General features: G+C 50.7%; 21 protein-coding genes and 1 pseudogene. 21 read left to right on the top strand and 1 reads right to left on the bottom strand.

Annotated features, from left to right (window positions below):
- Positions 1–22: 22 nt before the first annotated feature.
- From hrpB to BLW29_RS03775, 18 genes and pseudogenes are all read left to right on the top strand, one after another.
- The gene (hrpB, locus tag BLW29_RS03860; protein ID WP_090976348.1) at positions 23–2,569 is read left to right on the top strand and encodes an ATP-dependent helicase HrpB; all 2,547 of its coding nucleotides are present in this window, start codon (positions 23–25) and stop codon (positions 2,567–2,569) included.
- 13 nt (positions 2,570–2,582) lie between these two features.
- Positions 2,583–2,873: a DUF1294 domain-containing protein gene (locus BLW29_RS03855; RefSeq protein ID WP_090976346.1), complete on the top strand. Its 291-nt coding sequence runs from the start codon at positions 2,583–2,585 to the stop codon at positions 2,871–2,873.
- 234 nt (positions 2,874–3,107) lie between these two features.
- Positions 3,108–5,201, top strand: a complete 2,094-nt coding sequence (locus BLW29_RS03850) for a HelD family protein (protein ID WP_090976344.1) — start codon at positions 3,108–3,110, stop codon at positions 5,199–5,201.
- 712 nt (positions 5,202–5,913) lie between these two features.
- Positions 5,914–6,741, top strand: a complete 828-nt coding sequence (locus tag BLW29_RS03845; RefSeq protein ID WP_090976342.1) for an aminoglycoside adenylyltransferase domain-containing protein — start codon at positions 5,914–5,916, stop codon at positions 6,739–6,741.
- A gap of 121 nt (positions 6,742–6,862) precedes the next feature.
- Positions 6,863–7,963: a DUF3900 domain-containing protein gene (locus BLW29_RS03840; RefSeq protein WP_090976340.1), complete on the top strand. Its 1,101-nt coding sequence runs from the start codon at positions 6,863–6,865 to the stop codon at positions 7,961–7,963.
- Positions 7,964–7,985: 22 nt separating this feature from the next.
- Positions 7,986–8,408: a ribosomal maturation YjgA family protein gene (locus BLW29_RS03835; RefSeq protein WP_090976338.1), complete on the top strand. Its 423-nt coding sequence runs from the start codon at positions 7,986–7,988 to the stop codon at positions 8,406–8,408.
- A gap of 113 nt (positions 8,409–8,521) precedes the next feature.
- Positions 8,522–9,283: an SDR family NAD(P)-dependent oxidoreductase gene (locus BLW29_RS03830; protein ID WP_177186481.1), complete on the top strand. Its 762-nt coding sequence runs from the start codon at positions 8,522–8,524 to the stop codon at positions 9,281–9,283.
- A 76-nt stretch (positions 9,284–9,359) separates the two neighbouring features.
- Positions 9,360–10,028, top strand: coding sequence for a response regulator transcription factor (locus BLW29_RS03825; RefSeq protein WP_090976333.1), 669 nt, complete (start codon positions 9,360–9,362; stop codon positions 10,026–10,028).
- A gap of 2 nt (positions 10,029–10,030) precedes the next feature.
- Positions 10,031–11,452, top strand: a complete 1,422-nt coding sequence (locus BLW29_RS03820; protein ID WP_256208296.1) for a HAMP domain-containing sensor histidine kinase — start codon at positions 10,031–10,033, stop codon at positions 11,450–11,452.
- 203 nt (positions 11,453–11,655) lie between these two features.
- Positions 11,656–12,090: a GNAT family N-acetyltransferase gene (locus BLW29_RS03815; protein ID WP_143044350.1), complete on the top strand. Its 435-nt coding sequence runs from the start codon at positions 11,656–11,658 to the stop codon at positions 12,088–12,090.
- Positions 12,091–12,115: 25 nt separating this feature from the next.
- Positions 12,116–12,505: pseudogene (locus BLW29_RS03810) on the top strand (GNAT family N-acetyltransferase); the annotation flags it as partial.
- A 123-nt stretch (positions 12,506–12,628) separates the two neighbouring features.
- The gene (locus BLW29_RS03805; protein ID WP_090977098.1) at positions 12,629–13,051 is read left to right on the top strand and encodes a GNAT family N-acetyltransferase; all 423 of its coding nucleotides are present in this window, start codon (positions 12,629–12,631) and stop codon (positions 13,049–13,051) included.
- A 22-nt stretch (positions 13,052–13,073) separates the two neighbouring features.
- Positions 13,074–13,559 (top strand): DUF1572 family protein, encoded by a 486-nt coding sequence (locus BLW29_RS03800; RefSeq protein WP_090976329.1) that lies wholly within the window; start codon positions 13,074–13,076, stop codon positions 13,557–13,559.
- Positions 13,560–13,589: 30 nt separating this feature from the next.
- Complete coding sequence (locus BLW29_RS03795; protein ID WP_090976327.1) at positions 13,590–14,066, top strand: GNAT family N-acetyltransferase; 477 nt, start codon at positions 13,590–13,592, stop codon at positions 14,064–14,066.
- A gap of 337 nt (positions 14,067–14,403) precedes the next feature.
- Positions 14,404–14,883 (top strand): 8-oxo-dGTP diphosphatase, encoded by a 480-nt coding sequence (locus BLW29_RS03790; RefSeq protein ID WP_090977096.1) that lies wholly within the window; start codon positions 14,404–14,406, stop codon positions 14,881–14,883.
- Entirely contained in the window at positions 14,880–15,077 is a 198-nt protein-coding gene (locus BLW29_RS03785) for a hypothetical protein (protein WP_090976325.1), read from the top strand. Before BLW29_RS03790 ends, BLW29_RS03785 begins: the two co-directional genes overlap by 4 nt.
- A gap of 30 nt (positions 15,078–15,107) precedes the next feature.
- Positions 15,108–15,812 (top strand): class I SAM-dependent methyltransferase, encoded by a 705-nt coding sequence (locus tag BLW29_RS03780; RefSeq protein WP_090976323.1) that lies wholly within the window; start codon positions 15,108–15,110, stop codon positions 15,810–15,812.
- A gap of 2 nt (positions 15,813–15,814) precedes the next feature.
- Positions 15,815–16,381: a GNAT family N-acetyltransferase gene (locus BLW29_RS03775; protein ID WP_090976321.1), complete on the top strand. Its 567-nt coding sequence runs from the start codon at positions 15,815–15,817 to the stop codon at positions 16,379–16,381.
- Positions 16,382–16,426: 45 nt separating this feature from the next.
- Here BLW29_RS03775 and thrC read toward each other — a convergent pair whose 3' ends face one another.
- Positions 16,427–17,704: a threonine synthase gene (gene thrC / locus BLW29_RS03770; protein WP_090976319.1), complete on the bottom strand. Its 1,278-nt coding sequence runs from the start codon at positions 17,702–17,704 to the stop codon at positions 16,427–16,429.
- Positions 17,705–17,887: 183 nt separating this feature from the next.
- Between thrC and BLW29_RS03765 the strand changes: the two genes are divergently transcribed.
- The 3 genes from BLW29_RS03765 (at position 17,888) to BLW29_RS03755 (ending at position 20,816) form a co-directional block, all read left to right on the top strand.
- Entirely contained in the window at positions 17,888–18,784 is an 897-nt protein-coding gene (locus BLW29_RS03765; protein WP_090976317.1) for a LysR family transcriptional regulator, read from the top strand.
- Between the two features lie 152 nt (positions 18,785–18,936).
- Positions 18,937–20,259 carry an FAD-binding oxidoreductase gene (locus tag BLW29_RS03760; RefSeq protein WP_090976315.1) on the top strand — a complete coding sequence of 441 codons (1,323 nt, stop codon included), beginning with the start codon at positions 18,937–18,939 and terminating at the stop codon, positions 20,257–20,259.
- Positions 20,256–20,816 carry an MFS transporter gene (locus BLW29_RS03755; RefSeq protein ID WP_256208295.1) on the top strand — a complete coding sequence of 187 codons (561 nt, stop codon included), beginning with the start codon at positions 20,256–20,258 and terminating at the stop codon, positions 20,814–20,816. The genes BLW29_RS03760 and BLW29_RS03755 overlap by 4 nt, the downstream gene beginning before the upstream one ends.
- Positions 20,817–20,939: the final 123 nt, after the last annotated feature.

Raw genomic sequence — 20,939 nt, 5'->3', positions numbered from 1 at the left:
TTGAGAGACAGGGGAACGAATCATGAACGAACGAAATCACAATCGAACGGTTCGCGCTGAAGAACCGCTTCCGATTGATAGTCTTCTGCCTGAGCTGCGGCAGGTGCTCGAAGAAAGGACTTCTGCCGTGCTCGTTGCCTCCCCCGGCGCGGGGAAGACGACACGAGTACCGCTTGCTCTGCTGGATGCGCCGTGGCTTCAAGGCCAGCGTATCCTCATGCTGGAGCCGCGCCGTTTGGCGGCTCGATCGGCCGCTCGTTATATGGCATCAGCGCTCGGCGAACAAGTGGGAGGAACGGTTGGGTATCGCGTGCGGATGGATACCAAAGTCGGACCGAATACCGTTATTGAGGTTATTACAGAAGGCGTTCTGACGCGGATGCTGCAAGCGGACCAGGCACTTGAAGGCGTTGGACTCGTTATCTTCGACGAGTTTCATGAGCGGCATTTGCACGGAGACTTAGGGCTGGCGCTCTGTCTGCAAACGCAGTCCGTCTTGCGTGAGGAACTGCGGCTGCTTGTCATGTCGGCGACGCTTGAAGCAGAGCCTGTTGCCTCGTTGCTCGGCGATGCTCCAATGCTTGTGAGCGAAGGTCGTGCTTATCCGGTCGAGACTTATTATGCTGACAAGCCGGTATCCGGCAGAATGGAAGATGCTGCTGCTCGAACAGTAATGGAAGCGATGCGTCAGCATGATGGGGATGCCCTCGTATTCCTGCCCGGAGTCGGTGAAATTAGGCGGGTCGAAGGGCTGCTGCGAGCCGCTCAGTCGTCCGCTTCACTGCCTGGAGCGGAATTGCTCGCGATTATGCCGCTATACGGCGCGCTGCCGCCGGAGGCGCAAGATCGTGCCGTCGCGCCACCTTCCGCGCCGGGCTTGCGCAAAATCGTCCTCGCCACTTCGATTGCCGAATCCAGCGTCACGGTGCGCGGCGTGCGAATTGTGGTGGACGCCGGACTAAGCCGCGTACCGCGATTCTCGGCTCGGACCGGAATGGCGAGATTGGAGACGGTACCTGTCTCCATCGCTTCCGCAGATCAACGGCGCGGTCGTGCCGGTCGGGAAGCGCCGGGTTACTGTTACCGGCTGTGGACGGAGCAAATGCATGCTCGTTTGCAGCCTCAGAGCGATCCGGAGCTGCTCGGTGCCGACTTGGCGCCGCTTGCGCTAGAGCTGGCGATCTGGGGGATCGCAGATCCGGGCGAAGATTTGGCCTGGCTCACGAAGCCGCCGGCGGCCGCATATTCGCAAGCGTTGGAGCTATTGCGCGAGCTGGAAGCCATTGACGCGGACGGGAAGCCGACCGCTCACGGACGCGAGATGGCGGAGCTTGGCATGCACCCTAGGCTTGCGCATATGGTGCTGCAAGCCAAGAAGCTCGGCCTTGGCCGCCTCGCGTGCGAGCTTGCGGCACTGCTAAGCGACCGCGACCTGCTGCGCCAATCGCGCAGCATCGACATGCGGCTTCGCTTAGATGCGCTGCATGGGCGGGCCGCTGGCGAGCAGCCGGACGAGGCTGCGGTGAAACGCATCGCCGCGGAGGCTCGGGAATGGATGCGCGCAGCGGGCATCCATGATGCGGCGGCGGCGCAGCAGTCTGGCGATAGCTGCGGCTTGCTGCTCGGGCTCGCGTATCCCGACCGCATCGCGCAGCGCCGCAGCGACGGCCGCTACCTGCTCCGCAGCGGCCGAGGCGCAGCCATTCAAGAGCTGCAGCCGTTATCGAGCTTGGCTTATCTGGCTGCAGCGGAGCTGGAAGACAGCGGGAGCGACAGCCGCATTCAGCTAGCAGCGCCGATTACGCTTGCGGAGATCGAGCATTATTTTGCCGATCAGATCGAGACGGAAACGGAAGTGAAATGGAATCGGCAGACGGAGTCCGTGCGGGCACGGCGCAGACAAAGGCTTGGTTCGCTAATTCTCAAAGAAACGCAGCTCACGGATGCTGAGCCGGCACTTGTCGCAGAGGCGCTGCTTAGCGGTATCGCTGAACAAGGTTTGGAGCTGCTCCCATGGTCGAAGCAGGCCCGTCAGCTGCAAGCACGGATTGCGCTTATGCATACGCACAATAGTAACTGGCCCGATGTTTCGAGTGAGGCTTTAATTGCGACGTTGTCTGATTGGCTCTCACCTTATATAGGTGGGATGCGAAGTCGAAGCGATCTGTCGCGGTTGTCTATGGTGACTCTATTGGAATCGCTGCTTACTTGGCAGGAACGTTCAGAGCTCGATCAGGAGATACCGACTCATATCACCGTGCCGAGCGGCTCGCGGATTCCGTTCGATTACAGCGATCCGGCAGCTCCTTTTGTTGCCGTTCGGCTGCAGGAGCTGTTTGGATTACAGCAAACGCCCCGCATTGCAGGAGGGAAGCTGCCCGTGACGATTCATCTGCTCTCTCCGGCACAGCGACCCGTACAGGTGACGCAGGATCTAGCGAGCTTCTGGCAGCATGCTTATTTTGAAATTAAGAAGGATTTGAAAGGCCGTTATCCCAAGCACTACTGGCCGGATAATCCGCTGGAGGCCGAGCCGACGAACCGCGCGAAGCCACGCCCCAAGAATTAAGGAGGTCTGCTGCATGACACTGACATTACTGGACAAGCTTGTTTTAGCTTACATCATCGTTATCAACGTTTACGTTTTCGCCCTAATGCGTATTGACAAAACGCGGTCCGTCCGCGACCGCAGGCATCGCATCCCTGAACGTCGATTGCTCGGCATGAGCGCAATAGGCGGAGCACTCGGCGGATTCATCGCCATGCGGATGTTCCGTCACAAGACGAAGCATCCTTCATTTTCTGTTGGGCTGCCGCTCTTACTTATTTTGCATATTATCGTTGTGATCTGGTTGCTCCGTACGGTGCTGTAATAGACGTATCTTGTCTAAAATGGGATGGATTGACTCGGACGGTTTGGTTATGCTATAGTGGGCACTCGTGCTCCGCCTCGGAGCCTTATCAATTATCACATATTTTCAGACCAAGCCGCATGCGAATGCGGCTTTCGCCGCCTCCTTGTAAGTCTATGGGAATGGGCGGCGAGAGCTGTATCATACGCTGCATAGAATGCAAGCGGCTTGCAGTCGCAGAGGGAGGTAACTGACATGACCGTTCAAAGTGCCTTTCAAGAAGAGGCTGCGCGCGTAGACGAAGTGCTGCTGCAAATTCGCAAACAGCTTCGCCAAATCGGACCGCGCTACACCGGCAATGACTTCACCGAGCAAATGTTGGAGCTGCAGCGCGAACAGCGGCAGCAACGGCTGGAGGTGGCCGAGCGAGAGCCTTATTTTGGCCGAATTGATTTTCAAGAGATGGTGCATCCTGCGCCGAAGCCGCTCTATATCGGCAAAGCCGGCGTTGCCCATGAGAAGTCGAATGAAGTGTTGGTCGTCGACTGGCGCGCGCCAGTGGCGAGCCTGTTCTATGCTTTCAGCGGCGGGGAAGCGCCTGTTACGTATGAATCGCCGGATGGCGATGTTGAAGGTACGGTGCATCTCAAACGCAATCTGATGGTCCGAGAAGGGAAACTTGAGCGGGTTGTCGACAGCTACGTGCGGGGCCAGGAAGAAGAGTCCGTTACCGATGAGTTTCTGCTCTATCGGCTGGGTGAGAGCAAGGACAACAAGCTGCGCGATATCGTCTCGACGATTCAGCAGGAGCAGGATCGCATCATTCGTACGGATAAAAATAAAGCTGTTTTCATTCAAGGGGTTGCGGGTAGTGGAAAAACGACCGTAGCGCTGCACAGGTTAGCCTATCTGCTGTATCGTTATGCAGGTGCTATTCGGGCAGAGCGGATGGTTATTTTCGCGCCTAACCGCATGTTCCTTGATTATATTTCCGGCGTATTGCCGGAGCTGGGTGTCGGTGACATTCTGCAGACAACTTTTGCCGATTGGGCGCAGGAGCAGCTGCAGCATGAGGTTCGTCTGGATGAGGCTTATGATCCTTTCGTGTATTGGTTCGAGCAACCGAGAACGCGCGAAGAAATGGAGCATGCGCCGAGTCGTGTGAAGGGAAGTTTGGCTTTCAAGGCGCTCGTTGATGAGAAGCTGGCGTTAACCGAAGCTTCGCTTATTCCGGAGCAGTCCTTCGAGCCCATGCCCGGATGGAAGGTAACGCCGGCTATGATCGTCGAGTGGCTGTCAACGGATGATGCAAGCGAGCCTTATATGAAGCGGCGCAGTCGACTGGTTAGTCGGCTCAAGCGCTGGCTGGAGTCCGAATGGAAGACGCGCAGACTGACCGACAGCAAGCTGAAGTCGCAGCTGGGTACGAAGTTGAACGCGTATACGAAGAAGATTCCTTCGTATACGGCATCGCAGCTGTACAGCTCATTGCTGCGTGAGCCGGCCGTTCAAGAGCTGCTGCCTGCGAAGAGCACTGCAGCGACGATCAAAGCGCTGAAGCAGAAGCTCGTTCAGCCGGAGGATCTGGCGCCGCTTGTATATATTCAGCTGCGGCTGTTCGGCTTCGAGCACTCGCCGTATGATCATATCGTCATCGATGAGGCGCAGGATTACTCGCCGTTTCAGCTTGAAGCGCTGAAGCAGTGCCAGCGTCAGCCGTCGATGACGGTGCTCGGCGACTTGCAGCAAGGGATTCACGGCTATGTCGGTATTCATAGCTGGAAAGAGCTGACTTCGCTGCTCCCGGACGACGATACAGGATATTTCGAGCTCGATCGGAGTTATCGGTCCACGATGGAAATCATTGATTTCGCGAACCTTGTGCTCGGAGGGATGGGGACCGGCGTGAAGCCAGCTGTCCCAGTGTTCCGAAGCGGCGAAATGGTGGAAGTAACGAACGCTGCTTCTGATGAGAAGCGGCTTGATATGGTCGTTGAAACCGTGAAGGAATGGCAGAAGTCCGGCCATTATCGGACGATGGCCGTGATGGGCAGAACGGCACGCTCCTGCGAGGAGATTGCCGGTAAGCTTGCTGAAGCGGGCATAGCGGCTTCGCTCGTGCAAAGTAAACAAGATGCCTACGGCGGCGGATTGACCGTCGTTCCTGCGTATCTATCCAAGGGTCTCGAGTTCGACGCCGTGCTGATTGCGGACGCAGATGGAGACAGCTTCGGCAGCAACGATTCCAAGCTGCTCTATGTCGCTTGTACGCGTGCGCTGCATAAGTTAAAGCTGCTCTACTGCGGCGAGTTGACCTCCTTGGTCTCCGAGCCTGTTGTTGCTGGATAGTAAATAGTCTACAGCTGCCCCCTGTCATCCGTTGATGACAGGGGGCAGCCTTGTTTTTATCGCCTTGACGCCGCATTATTTCCTTTTGCGCACCGACTCCCGTTGAGAGCGGCTATTCCGCTCCCGGTATCGCCAACACTCCAAATTCACTACATACTCGCACCTTTCTTCCGCTGAGAGCGGCTATTCCGCTATCAGCGAGCAAACTAGCTCGTTTTGGGCTTTGAAAGCGGATATGCGGCTCTCGGCATCGCCAACACTCCACATGATCTCCTTTCTGGCATTGGTCTTTCGTTGAGAGTTCGAAAATTGAACTCTCAGCTCAGTAAGTGCCTCGATTTCATTGCCTTTTAGGCTGAGAATCGGAAAATCCGACTCTCAGAGGCAAAACCGTCTCCATAAAAGGCTGAGAGTAGGAAAACCCGACTCTCGGCATCAGAAACGACTTGATTTCGCAGTTTGCGCAGGCTGAGAATCGGAAAATCCGACTCTCAGAGGCTAAACTGTCTCAAAAAATGGCTGAGAGTAGGAAAACCCGACTCTCCGCACAGAAAGCGCATCGGTTTCCCCATCGGCACACCTCTGCACGTTGAGATCTTTAAAATAAGAAAGAAAATAATACAACTTTTCTCTTTTTGCCGGGTCGCAATGCCGATAGTATGTGGAGAGAAGCTCCTAAACTGCAAGGCGTAAAGGAAGGGATGGGTGAACCATGAACACGGGCAAGAACATGAACAAATCCATGATTCCAGATGAACTAGTTCCGCTCATGGACGATTTTGGCCGGTTGCTTCGCTTGCATGTGCCGCATCTCGTGCATGGACTTTATCTTCAAGGCTCGATTGCCCTAGGCGGTTATCAAAGCATGAAGAGCGATATAGACTTCATTGTCGTGTTAAATCAAGCTGTCGTAGACGAGGAAGACAATGCGAAGATTACGGCAATACATGAGGAATTACATGTCATGCATCCGTTTCATCTGGCGGTCGAAGGGCTGTATACGAGCTTGTCCCATCTGAGCAAGAAAGCGGAACCGGCTGGGGAGACTTTTCCTCGACTGACCCACGGCGGGAAGAAAAGCTTGCATACCGGCTATGTTGACGCCACATCGGCATGGATTATGAGGGACCACGGCATTGCGGTTTTTGGCCCTGAAGCGTCTGAGCTCGATATCGTCGTGGAATGGGATGAAATTCGCGCGGCTATGAACTATAATTTGAACGTCTATTGGGCAGGAAAGGCCGCTCGTGCAGAGCTCTATATGGATGAAGAATGGATCGATTTCGCTGTGCTGACCCTCGCCAGAATTGTCTACACCATGGAGCACCGCAGCATGATTACGAAGCTTGAAGCGGGTCATTATCTACTGCAGCAGCAGGAGCAAAGTCGGTGGCATCGCGTCCTTCGGGAGGCTGTTCAGATTCGCAGCGGCGGCGGTGCAGAGGGAACCCTGTTCAACACGGATCTCGAACGTGCGCAAGAGGTGCAGCAATTTGTGCTGACTACGATTGCGGAATGCAACGCGAAGTATCATTTCTAAATATTCCGAACACGGTTTCCGGCAGGACAGCTTGGAGCGAATTATGCTATGCTAATGTCTTGAGTGTCCGCTTGACTGACGGGTTCGCACATTACACCAGCTAAAGGAGTTTACATACCGGATGGATTTTATCGTTGAATATTTATCGTTTTTTGTTATACAAGGCGAAGGTGGCGACAACAGCGCCGCGAAGACGTTTAAACATTTTCAAACCTTGGATCGATACGATTACGCAGAGAGCGAGCTGAAGGCTTTCCTGGATGGGGAATTCACGCGTATCTGTAAAAGAAAGGCGGATCGTCATCCAAGCACGGAAGGCGCGCCGACCAAAATCGGCCGTTTTATCGTGGAGCCCGGCTACGAGCTGGACAGCAACCCGAACTATAATACGTTTCAGCGGCTGCGTGCTTCCGGTTCTGCGTCAGAGTTTCACGGCTTCGCCGATGAGCTCGTTCGCCTCTATATGGAAGCGGCTGCTGTGCGGGGCGGAGCTTTATTGGTGGTGCATGCCACGCCGAATCGTCACACGGATGAGCCGCTGATCTTCGTATTGAAATGCGATTTTGAGCCGAAAATCGCCAGGATTACGGATGAGCATAATCTGATTTCGCATGTCGAAATGGCGATCAGCGCCCGTAATATGAAGTCCATTCAATACCCGTTCATGCCGGAGGATGGCATGCTGGAGCCGTGGGAGCTGAAGATTCATCAAGCGTCGCATGCCCGGTATTTCGAGGATTTCCTTCGTTTTGTCAGTTATGAGAAGGCGATGCCGGAGCTTATGAGCGAGCAGATGCTGACGATGGTTCATGAGTATATGGAAGATAAATGGCAGGGGCATGTGGGTGAAGAGCGGCAGCAAGAAGAGAATCAGTTCGAAATTTGGGCGGCCAGTGAGAAAAGGGAGCTGCAGCAGTCCTGGGATCAGGAGCGGGTTGTTGCCGCGGCGGAGCGTCTGGTCGAGCAGCAGCCGAACCTAAGCGTAGCGTTTAAATTAGGCGATGTTTCCATTAAAGGACCGCTAGCCGAGTTTGGGCAATCGATTCATTTTGCAACCTATAATGGCCGTTATATTGCACTTATTGAAGGGGATGCGTTCCAATTCGATCGCAGCATGTCGCCGGTTGAATTGCTGCAGCCGCCGGATTTGCTGGAAGTGCTCGAAGTGGTCGGACGGAAGAAAGAGAAGGCAGACACGAGCAAGCATGATTTGCCTTACTAAAACCGGTAGTTAGGGGCTTCGAATGAGACGTCGTATCTACTATTTCATCGCAGCTGTGGTGCTGATTGTACTGGGGCTGTCTGTTAGGCACTTCGGAGATCGCCTCCCAAGGTTTGTTGCGGATCATGCCGGCGATGCCCTCTGGGCAGGTATGATCTATGTTGGCTTTAGAGGATGCTTAGTTCGCCAACGCGCTTCGATTGCAGCCGGTATCAGCTTCCTATTCTGTATGGCGATTGAATTCAGCCAGCTGTATCAGGCAGATTGGATTCATGCGCTGCGCTCGACAGTGATTGGTGGATTGGTGCTTGGGCAAGGATTCCTTGGCATTGATCTAATTCGTTATACGGTGGGCATCGCTATCGGTTATGGAGTTGATAGCGGACTCCTTGCAATCAGCGGTCGACGAAGGAGCAACAATATTGTACACAAGAGCGATCTGTGAGCCTATGCTTACGGGTCGTTTTTTTGTCCGTCGGAGAAGGTGGGAGGCAGGTTGCGAAGTTCATCCTTAGATCGCTACAATAGAGGAAAATGATCCCAGGGAGGACGACTGTTATGAATCGGGGAAAATCAGTTGCAATTGTAACGGGTACGTCGCGAGGAATCGGCGAAGCGGTGGCGCTGGAGCTGTTAACGGATGGCTATGAGGTTTATGGATTATCACGTTCGGAATCAAGCCTGCTCGCAGGACGGGACAGATTCATTCCTATACCGTGCGATGTGGCGGATGCAGAAGCACTTGAGCAAACCATGAATCGATTGTTTCAGGAAATTACCGCGGATACCGACATAAACGAACTATTGCTCATCAATAATGCAGCGATGCTGGAGCCGTTAAAACCGATCGAGGCCATCAGCGCTTCGGAAATGGCACTGCATATGCAGACAAGCCTGCTGGCACCGATGCTGCTCTGCGGCCGATTTATTCACCATACACGTTCCTTAACGACGCTCCGTCGCAAAACGATCATCAACGTAACTTCAGGTCTTGCCGAATACTCGGCACCTTCCATGAGTATGTACTGCAGCGGCAAAGCGGCACTCAATATGCTGACTCGATGTATTGCCGATGAGCAGCGGGATGAGACGAATCCGGTTCATGTGTTTGCGTTTGATCCCGGTATGACCGATACGCAGATGCAAACCGTTGCTCGTGGACGGGACAAGGTGGATTTTCCGTTGCAAACCTTCTTCCAAACCAGTTATGAGCAAGGAAAACTGCGTTCGACCGCAGATGTGGCGGCAGAGCTGATTCGATTGTTGGGAGAGTCGCATCAGAGCGGGAGCGTTCTGCGCGCATTCGGGAATGAGCGCTAGCTGTTCATATTTTGTTCATGGAACGGCCTTATAATAAGCGCAAGAACGAGTAATTCATAGACCGGAGATGATCACCATGACCAAACTGCTTATCGTAGATGACGATCCCCATATTCGTGAACTGATATCGCTGCTGCTCGCTGCGGAAGGCTTCGAGATCGTGGAAGCAGGCGACGGGAGGGAGGCGCTTGCGGTGCTTGAATCCACGCAGGTGCAGCTAGTCATTCTGGATGTCATGATGCCGAACATGGATGGCTGGGAGCTGTGCAAGGAGATACGCGATGGAATGGAGCTGCCTGTTCTGATGCTGACTGCAAAAGGAGAGACCAGCCAGAAAGTAAAAGGGTTCGAGCTTGGCGCAGACGATTACCTCGTGAAACCGTTCGAACCGCTTGAGCTTGTGGCTCGGGTGAAGGCGCTGCTGAAGCGTTATCGCATTGCAACTTCACAAACGGTGCAAGCCGGCGGCGTTATATTGAACCGGTCAACCTATTCGGTGACGGTTGAAGATTCCACGATGACCTTGCCCATGAAGGAATTTGAACTGCTGTTCAAATTAGCAAGTTACCCCGGCAAAACCTTCGCGCGCGAGCAGTTGATCGAACAGCTCTGGGGTTACGATTACGAAGGCGATGAGCGAACGGTGGATGTTCATATTAAGCGTCTTCGCGAGAAGTTTCCCGAGGAACAGAGCCGGTTTCGCATTCAGACTATACGTGGCCTTGGTTATCGGCTGGAGGTATAGTCATGCCGAAATGGAAGAGGTTCCTCATGGTTTTAGCAGGTGTTTTGCTAATGAACACCGCCATCTATACCTGTTACACGATTGCTTTCACTATTGTTTCCTATACCAAAGAGGCGCGGAATCATTCCGCCGTGACTTCGGCTATGCTTCATGAAGTGGAGCTAATCGCCATTACACTAGCTAACCAAGATCAAGTATCGGAATGGAACGGCGGCTTGGAGTCGCTGTCGAGCAGCAAGGGATATCGGTTTATTATGGTGGACGCTGCCGGTGATGAGCAGCGTATCGGCGAGCTGCATGATGGTGGCGGCAAATCTGTCGAGACTAGGATTGAACGGGATTACACGACTAAGGTGCTTGGCGGAGGAAACGTCGAAAATGTGGAGCGCAGCCATTTTTTTACCAAGGGGCTTGCAATGGTTGGGGTACCTGTTGATATTGGCGGGAAGCGCTACGCTCTGTTCGCTGAACGGGTAGCTCCGAGTATGTACGCCGGATTGTGGCAGCAGCTATTTACGGTGTTCCTCGGTTTCTTGCTCTTGTTTATCATTTTGTTTATTATTGGCCGACCTTGGAAGCAAAGGGAAGGGTTCAATCTCTATATTTCCGCGATTCGCCGAATGGCGAAAGGGGATTTCTCCGTCACGATTAAATTGCCGAAGCAAATGCGCGGTGAATTCAGCGAGCTGGCCCATAGCATTAATGATATGGCTGCGGAGCTGAGTCAGATGGAGCAAATGCGGCAAACGTTTATCTCCAACGTGTCGCATGAAATCCAATCCCCGCTGACGTCCATTCGAGGTTTCGCTCGCGTGCTGCAGCAAACGAATCTGGAAGAAGAACAGCGCCAGCACTACGCGAGTATTATCGAGACCGAGAGCGTTCGACTCTCCCGATTGAGCGATAACTTGCTGAAGCTCACTACATTAGAGGCGGATCAGCAGCCGATGCGGATGAAGCCTTTCCGGCTTGATCAGCAGCTGCGTTCCACGATTCTGGCCTGTGAGCCGGTATGGACGGAGAAAGATTTGCTCATGGATGTGAATCTGGACGAAGAGGTCACTTTTATTGGAGATGAAGAACTATTGTCGCAGGTGTGGACGAATATGCTCGCCAACAGCATGAAGTTCACGCCGGAAGGCGGCAGCATTTCTATCGAAGTCAAGAGGACAAACGGCGGAGCGAGTGTCTGTATCTCCGATAATGGTGTGGGTATCTCTGTGGAGGACCTTCCTCATATCTTCGAGCGTTTCTTCAAGGCGGATAAAGCGCGCAGCCGTATGGCGGGAGGCAGCGGACTTGGATTATCCATCGTGAAGCGAATCGTCGAGATGCACGGCGGGACGGTCACCGCAAGCAGCACACCCGGAAGCGGGACTACGATCACGGTGTTCCTGCCGGATGCGGCGGTTAAGCAGCAATAGGGATTGGATGAAGAGAGGTTGCGACGTCTTTATGTGACGGTTGCAGCTTCTTTTTTTATTTCCAGTTTTTACTATGGCTGTTATACTGGGAGGATACTTGTACTATTAAAGTGTTTATTTACCATTGAGATGAGGGTTTACAAGGATGATAACGATTCAAGAAGTAAATAGAAGTAATTGGTTTGCCTGTACGCAGCTTCTTAATGAAAAGGCATAACCTTACGATTCAACTTTGTACGACGGATGATGTAGAGCTGCTTGCCGTTCTGAATAAACAACTAATTGAAGATGAGAAACACGACAATACGATGGATATTGAACAACTGAAAGCGCGAATGAAGCATTTCATTGAAACGGACTATAGGGCCTATAAGTTTGTGGTGAGCGATGAAGTTAGAGGTTACGCGCTTGTTAATCATAGTAGATCGCCGCTTTATTTAAGGCATTTTTTTATTTGCAGGAAGGATAGAAGAAACGGATATGGGAAATTGGCCTTCGTGAAATTGACTGAATGTTTAAACACTAAGGAGATGGATCTCGAGGTTATGCACTGGAATGAGGCCGCTCATCATTTCTGGAAATCACTCGGGTTTAAAGAACGAAGTGTATATATGAGGTTGGAGAGTTTGGACAAGTAAGCTGACAATAGAAGGGGAGCCTCACATGATCACCATTCAAAAGGTTGACTACGAGCAGAAATCAATTTTGCGACATTTATTGGAGTTGTACCGATACGATTTTAGCGAGTTCTTCCCTGAGGATGAGCTGAACCCACAAGGACTGTTCGAGTATAAATACTTCGATCATTATTGGACAGAAGACAGTAGATTCCCATTCTTTATTAAAGTTAATGATAAGCTGGCAGGGTTTGCACTTGTGAGAGTGCTAGGAACGAATGACAAGAATGAAACGATCTATTGGATGGCTGAGTTTTTTGTGCTGAGGAATTACAGGAGACTGAAAGTCGGACAAGGTGCTGCTTATCAGATATTTAATCACTTCCCCGGCGCATGGAAAGTGGCTCAAATCGAAGCAAATGTACCTGCAAAAGCGTTCTGGAGGAAGACCATTGACAGCTACACGAATGGTGCTTATGAAGAAATTGAAGAAGCGGATTGGAACGGACCGATTCAGACGTTCTCGTCTGTAAGTGGGGGTAACGGCGCAGGAGAAAGTATGGCCAACACTCCTTCTCAGATCCTGATAGGCTCATCGGATGATGCAGCCTATGTGAGAAATAAGCTGATCGAATTTAACGCGAAGCATGTGCCGAACGGCCGTTATGAAGAAGTGAATCTATGCTTGAAGAATGACAAAGGCGAGATTATTGCGGGACTTAACAGTGCGGTCTGTTGGAACTGGATGGAAATTGATATTTTATGGATACAAGAAGATAACAGAGGTAAGGGGCTCGGGAAGCAGCTATTGGAGGAAGCGGAACAGATTGCAAGAGCGAAGGACTGTACGTTTATTAAGCTGAATACGTTCAGTTTCCAAGCACCGGAATTCTATAAGAAGTATGGCTATCAGGTAATCGGGATTATTGAGAATGCTCCAGCAGGCAATAAGCATTATTACTACAAGAAGGACCTGAATTAATTTCCGGATAGAAGGTGTTTACATGGAAGATATAAAAACCATTCTAATCAGCAAATTCGAAGAAATCGAACGAAGGATGCTCTCCGTTCTCGAGCAGCTTGATGATGAAGAAGTCAATTGGCGACCGAATGAAACCAGCAATAGTATCGCGAACTTGATCGTACATATCAGCGGTAACATTAATGAAAGAATCTTGAATGGCATCCTTAACCGCAACGCAGTCAGAAACAGAGATGAAGAGTTTGAAGAGTTGTATCGAACGAAACAGGAACTGCTCGATATTACACGTGAATCTTTTCAGTTCACGATTGAAACGATTAAAGGTTTAACGAAAGATGAGTGGTACAAAACGCAGGTCGTAAGAAACAAGGAAAGAACGCATTTGGAAGTAATCATTCAATGCGCGGCTCATTTCTCGGAACATCTGGGACAAGTGTTTTATATTGCAAAGACGATCAAAGATTCGGAGTATGTAACGACATCGATTCCGAAGAAGTACAAGTCGTAGTTGAATTCGTCGCCGAAGGAGTTCGAACACATGTATGCTCATAGACCGCTGCTCAAGGAAGACCTTGAAACGATAAGTTCGTTCCCTCAGTCGGCTGAAGAACTATTTTATGTAAGCCCGCGTTTTCAATATCCGTTGACGCCGGATCAAATTATGAAGGTCCTTGAGAATCGATTCGAGCCAACAGTCATCCTCGATGAGGAATCTGGCCAAGTAATCGCTTATGCGAATTTGTATGACATTAAAGATGAGAAGTGTTGGCTTGGCAACGTCATTGTATCCAGTAGTTTTAGAGGGAAAGGCGCTGCAGCGTACTTGTTGCAGACCATGAAGGATAAAGCGAAAACAGAATATGGTGCCTTACAATTAGTGTTGTCCTGCGCCAGCACGAATTCCAGAGGATTAGCTTTCTATCATAAGCTTGGATTTAAGCCTATAGGGATGCGAATCAACAATATTGAAGATCAACAGCGGGTTATAACATTTCAGATGATGGTTGAGCTTTGATTGGATGGGAACGGACTTATCATGTGCCAATGAAGTAACCGTACAGCACGGAATTAGAGAGGAAGAAACAAATGATTATTATTCTTATCATTATTGTAATTGTTGCCTTTGGATATATTGGGATTAGGAATAATCAACATTCCGCACTTCGAAGAATGGATTCCATTCAAAGGTCGCTAGATGATATAAACCAGAAGCTGAGAGATATGAAGTCCGGAAGATAGTTCGTTGTATCAGAGAAAGAAAAGTATTATGGAATACAACTATTGAGGCTCGAACAGCCGGACTAAATGGGGTGAATCAGTTGCCAGCGAAGGTCACACACAAGATCTATACGATGTGTATGGTGCAGGACGGAACGAAAGTGCTGTTAATGAATCGCCCCGATAAACGCGGATTTCCTGGCTACATAGCTCCGGGAGGCAAGGTTGATTTTCCGGAAAGTATCGTTGATGGAGCCATTCGAGAAGTGAGAGAAGAGACGGGTCTGATTATTAAAGACATCATTTATAAAGGGCTGGAAGAGTTTTGCGATCCTGATCAAGGCTTGCGGTATATGGTATTTAATTATTTGGCCACTTCGTATGAGGGAGAACTGCTCAGCAATCCACCGGAAGGGGAGCTGTTATGGGTGGAAATCGATGAAGCGTTGAAGCTGCCAATGCAGGATTGGTTCAAGCGAAGGTTTCCGTTGTTCTTTGAACCGGGAACGTTCGAATTAAGTTTCGTATGGGATGAGAAGAACAATGAAACCATAGGGCAGACGATCAAGAACTACGGTGTGGGGAAGCCAATACCTATGAGGTTGGGAAAATGAAATCCTATACATTCGGTTATTTTCTCCTTTCCGTTGTGATTACTGTCATTTTGTTCATGATTCTTGCAGTCATCTTTCAATTTTCTGCGGACGAAGGATTGTTGATTATTATTGGCATCATCGTTTCGCTTCAACTCTCCTTTCTAACAGGATGGACCATCAACAAATTAAATCAAATACAGAGGAAGCGTTAATAAAGCGCTAAGAAAGCGAGCGAATCCGCCATGTCGAACACAAATGTAGGACTCGATCTTGAACGCATTATTTTCATCGGAAGAACGTTTGAAGAATATAGCGATATTTTCAACCTGACAAAGGAAGATCTAATGGATAAAAAGATATTGGATTGTCCGTCCGGCGCGTGCTCGTTTACTGCGATCGCTAATCAGCTCGGTGGAGACGTCACAGCCGCGGATATTGCCTATTATCATCCCGTCCAATCGCTCAAAGAGAAAGGGCTTCAAGATCTGGAACACGGAATTGCGCACATCGAGAAAGTAAAACAAAATTACAAGTGGGACTACTTCAAGTCTTCGGATGAGCTGCATGCTACGAGATCGAAAGCTTTACTAGATTTCACGACCGATATGATTGCAAATCCGCAGCGTTATGTGGCTGCAACATTACCTCAATTGCCGTTTGCAGATAAGCAATTCGATGTGACGTTATCGGCGCATTTCTTATTTATGTATGCAGATCGATTGGATCTCGGCTTCCACAAAGCTACTCTTGCCGAGCTTATGAGGGTAACGAGAAGCGAAATTCGTATATTCCCACTCGTCGATCAAACGAGTGAACGATCTGAGTTTGTGGACGAAGTGCTAAGCTATATTCAAGAGATGGGCTGGAGCTATGAGGTTCAAGCTACAAGGTATGAGTTCCAACGAAATGCCAATCAAATGCTGATTATTCAAGCTGCGGGAGTGTAAGAATGAACTTATTTACGATTGATTGCAAGGACGTCTTATTAAGAGAATTTATAGCTGAAGATTTGGAGTCATTTCATGCGCTGACCTGGCAGCCGGAGATCTATGAGTTCCTTCCGGGCTGGAATGTACCCCGTGAACAGCGGGAAGATTGGTTCATCAACTACGAGCTGCCAGAGAACCTAGCATTTCTACGTGCCGTATCAGACGAAGGTGGTACCATCGGCGAATTGCGTCTGCGTTTGGCCATTATTCATAAAGAATCGGGAGAGCTTATCGGCTGGTGCTGCACGGGCATAAAGGATGAGCTGCCCGCTCCTAACCGAGAGATTATGTATGCGATATCGAAGGATCATCGGGGTAATGGGTATACGACGCAGGCGGCACAAGGGTTAATTGAGTACTTGTTTGAGCAAACCGATGTAGAGGTGTTGAATGCACTAGCGCTTCTGCAAAATGAACCTTCGAATAAGGTCATCAATAAATGCGGATTCGCATTCCAGAGTATCATTGAAATCGAAGATGAGCGATTCAATACTTACACGCTAAAAAAACAGGATTGGTCAAAATAAGTGGAAACAGAAGGCTGAGCGGAGATTGCCGCTCAGCCTATTTGTCTACACCACTAGGCCATTGCCGCTGCGGCCGAGTGTAACGGAGCGGATTACGTTTCGAAGGTGCGGGGCGGCGCTCAGTTTTCCATCGATATGATATTCGCGGATAGCATCGGTATCCTTGAGCATGCTGCCGGTGAGGATGCATGCCGCCGTTTCTTCCGGCGCGATGACGCCTTCACGAACGAGCTTGCGCAGCCCGGCGACGGCCGCGGCGGAAGCGGGTTCGCAGCCGATGCCGCTGCGGTCGATATGGGCTTTGGCCTCCATGATCTCCGCATCGCTGACCGCTGCGGTTATGCCTTCTGTCATATCGAGCAATCGCAGCGCTTTGAGCCAGCTAGGCGGATTGCCGATATTGAGCGCGGATGCCCGCGTCGAAGGCTTCAGCTCCGGTGTGAGCGTCCGAAGGGAGGCTGCGACCATGCGATGGAAGGGACTTGCTCCTTCTGCTTGAATGACGGCTACTCTAGGCAGTCGGTCAATGAACCCCAGCGTGTACAGATCATGCAATCCTTGTCCCAGTGCGGCTGCGTTGCTTAGTGCGCCTCCAGGCAGGACGATCCAGTCAGGGAGCTTCCAATCGAGATCATGGGCAAGCTCGAAAATAATGCTTTTCTGACCTTCGATTCGCAAGGGATTAATGGAATTGCACACATACATGCTTTGCAGCTCAGCGTTGTCGCTTAACCACACAATTCCATCGTCATAGGTGCCGTTGAACGTATTCAGCGCAGCCCCATACGCAAGGGTTTGCAGCACTTTATTCGGTGACACCTCATTGCTTGGAACCAGAACCATCGCCTGCATGCCAGCTGCTGCCGCATACATAGCCAGTGACGAAGAAGTATTTCCGGTTGAGGTGCAGGCGAAGGTAGAATAACCGAGCCACTTGCCATGCGACACGGCAACTGCCATCCCGTTGTCCTTGAAGGAGCCGCTCGGATTCTCGCTCTGAGCCTTCAAGTACAGACGGCGAATACCGGCAAACTCCCTTACCGTTGCTGGTTCGTACAACCCCGTATTGCCTTCGTTTCTGGTCACAATTGCGGTGTCCGGCAGCTCCGGAGCAATGAGCTCCTTATACCGCCACACGCCGCTGGCTGTGGTGCAGTTTCGCATCCCTCGCCGCTCATCGAATATACGCTTCAATCGCGCAGAATCCACCTGACGAAAATCATGAACGATTCGCAGTAATCCCCCGCATAACCCACAATGATAATGCATCGGTTTACGATCCAGCATCACCTGGTCACCGCAAGATATACAAGCTGCCTGCATCATCCTGCCTCCCTTTAGCTGTTCTTTAATGTTTGTTCGCTTGTGAAGCCGCTTCATACTTCATACAATAAATTGGAATGATTAATAATTCCAATACAGAGTTTTATGGTAATCATAATTAATAGTTATGATATAGATACGCTTAGGTTAGCTCTGTCTCAATAGGGAGGCTCCAACGAAACGATGAACCTGTATGGACTTATTGTCTTTCACCATGTCGCTGCTTCAGGCAGCGTTACGAGGGCGGCTGAAATTCTTCGTATCAGCCAGCCTGCGGTTACCGCGCATGTGCGCAATATGGCAGCAGAAATTGGACTCACGCTGTTAGCGCCTAAAGGAAGAGGAATTCTGCTCACCGAAGCAGGCGAGCGGCTGGCTAAACACGCGGCTAAGGTATTCGCGCTTCAGAATGAGATCATGCGCGATCTCGACCTCTACTGCTCCGGTGAAGCAGGAGAGCTTCGCATTGCGGCAACCTCCTTGCCTGCGAACTTCCTGCTTCCCGAACAATTGGTTTCCTACAGAGCCGCTTGCCCCGCTGTCCAAGTGGCCATACAGACACTGAACGCAAGTGATGCACTTACGGCACTTCAGCATTATAAAGCCGATATCGCTGTCATTGGCGGCGGCGGAGAGTCTCGCCAGGGACTGGAACGGAAGCTGCTTCTGGAAGATGAGCTCTGGTTCGTAGTCGCGCCGAATCACCGTTATGCGGGGAAGCGACAAGCTTATGCAACATTGATGGAAGAGCCGTTCATCATGCGCGAACCCGGAAGCGCAGCGCGCGATAGATTGCTCTCGTTATGCCGCGTTCAAGGAACGAATTTGCCTAGAGCTGCCTTGCAGGTGAACGGTGTACATGAATCCCTTCATGCCGCTGCTGCCGGACTTGGCGTAGCATTCGTGTCTTCGCTTGAAGCGAAACGAGCCGTCATGCGCGGCGAGCTGTCCCGAGTTGAAGTGGAAGGCGTGGACCTGCGCAATCCAATCGTGCTGTATACGAGGGAAGGGGAAGCGCCGCCGCCTGCTGCACAGCAATTTATTCAAGTGATTATGAAGCAAGTGGAGGTGATGGTCTGATCGAAATCGAACCTGCCAAGCCTATTCGAAAGCTTCGTATTCGGCCTTTTATACCCCTAGTTGTCCTCATCTACGGTTGTTTGCTGGCCGGATCAATCCTCGCTCGTCTCCATACACAGGATGATGAGTTTGCGAGTAATGTGAGTCGACTCATGGAGGTTCGAATTTACAAGACGATTCACGTGAAAGATACAGCAGATATTAAGGATGCACTTGAGGAAGCGAAGCGAAGAGGGCTGCCGATCTCGGTGTCAGGAGCCAATCACAGCCAAGGCGGTCAAACCTACATAGAGAACGCAATTGTGCTTGATATGAAGCCCTATCATCGCATTATTCGGTTAGACGAGAAGAACAAAGAAATAACCGTAGAGACCGGCGCTGCTTGGGAGCAAATTCAAAAGGCGCTGAATCCGCATGGCCTCTCGCTTCGAATTATGCAATCGCAAAATCTGTTCACAGTAGGCGGCACAATGAGCGTGAATGCACATGGGCGGGATATCCACGAGGGTCCATTTATTGAGTCCGTTAAATCTTTTCGTCTGATGAATGCAGATGGCGATATTGTACAAGTGAGTAGAGCAGAAGAGCCGGAACTGTTCGCGAATGTCATTGGCGGCTATGGCTTGTTCGGCGTTATCTTGGATGTGACGCTGGATTTGACAGAGGATGAAGTGTATAGGCAGCATGTGGTGCCAATTCATTATGAGGCATTCCCGGATTTATTTAAGAAACAGGTACTGGAGCAACCTTCAATCGCAATGGCGATTGCACGTTTGTCCGTGTCACCAGATTCCTATCTGACCGACATGTTCGTCACTACGTATGAGCGGACGAAGGAGCCATTAAACGATAATCTACGAAAGCTTCATGAAGAGAATTTTGCCAGCATAGGGGTTACGAAGTTCGTATTTGGTTTGTCGCGCAAATGGGAATGGGGCAAGGAACTAGTTTGGAAGCTGCAGAAGAAAGGGTATCTCCTTAGTGACGGCGACCTGATCTCCCGAAACAACGCGATGCGACCGGCAGCCAAGTTTATGGAATATGCGGATACGCAGCGAACGGATTTACTGCAGGAGTACTTTGTGCCGATTGATCGCTTTAAGCCGTTTGTCGACGGGATGCGGTCCATTATGCGCGAGGATGAGCTTAATTTGCTCAATATTACGGTTCGTTATGTACCACGGAACGAAGAGTCCACGCTCTCGTATGCGAAGCACGACAGCTTTGCATTTGTGCTGCTCTTCAATAATAAACGCTCCGCGGCCGAGGTAGAGAAGCTTGCCGCATCCACTCGGAGATTGATCGATTTAGCCCTGCGCAATGACGGGACCTACTACTTGCCTTATCAGTTATTTGCGAATGGGGATCAGCTTCGAGCTGCTTATCCGATGACGGACATATTCTTTGAAGCCAAACGGCGAGCAGATCCGGGGCTGCTATTCCAAAATGAGTTCTACGCGAGGTATGCCAAATGACGAAGACGATGCGTTTGATGATGCTGTCGCAAAGTATGATGACGTTCGGCTCCGGGATTGTGTTCCCGTTCTATCTGATCTTTGTAAAGGAGATCGGCGGAGACTTCACGCAATACGGCATCGCCTATGGGTTGTTTACGCTTTGTTCCGCTTATTTGAATTGGTGGTTCGGCAAATCCTCAGACAAATACGGCCGCAAACTATTTCTGCTGTTAAGCGCCTGGGGAACTGCGATATTGTTTCTTATTTTCCCACTCGTATCAAGCATTTGGCAGGTTTATGCACTGCAAATTGCGATGGGGGCGTTTAGCGCGATGCAGCGGACCTGCGAGAAGGCTTATCTCGCCGATCTGACTGAAGAAGGTCGCCGCGGCGAGCAAATCGGGCGTTATCATGTCGGCGTATCCCTATTCTCAGGCGTCGCAGTCATAGCCGGCGGATTCCTCATTGATTTGTTCACGCTTGATTTGATGTTTTATTTGGGGTCGGTCATCTTGTTCATTAGTGGACTTATGCTTTCGCGTGTCGATGAAGCACAAACGCAAACGCGCAGTTGACCCTAATATTCACGCACTTTTTGACATTGTATCCAATAAGACTTACTGACATGCAGCGCTTTGTCATACATCGTTCGTCCCTAGCCGGTACACTCTAATCAGCGTGTTCTTCAATCTAACGAA

The sequence above is a fragment of the Paenibacillus sp. CF384 genome (genome assembly GCF_900106745.1).
Lineage (GTDB): Bacteria > Bacillota > Bacilli > Paenibacillales > Paenibacillaceae > Paenibacillus_Z.
This window is presented reverse-complemented; position numbering and strand designations above follow the sequence as displayed.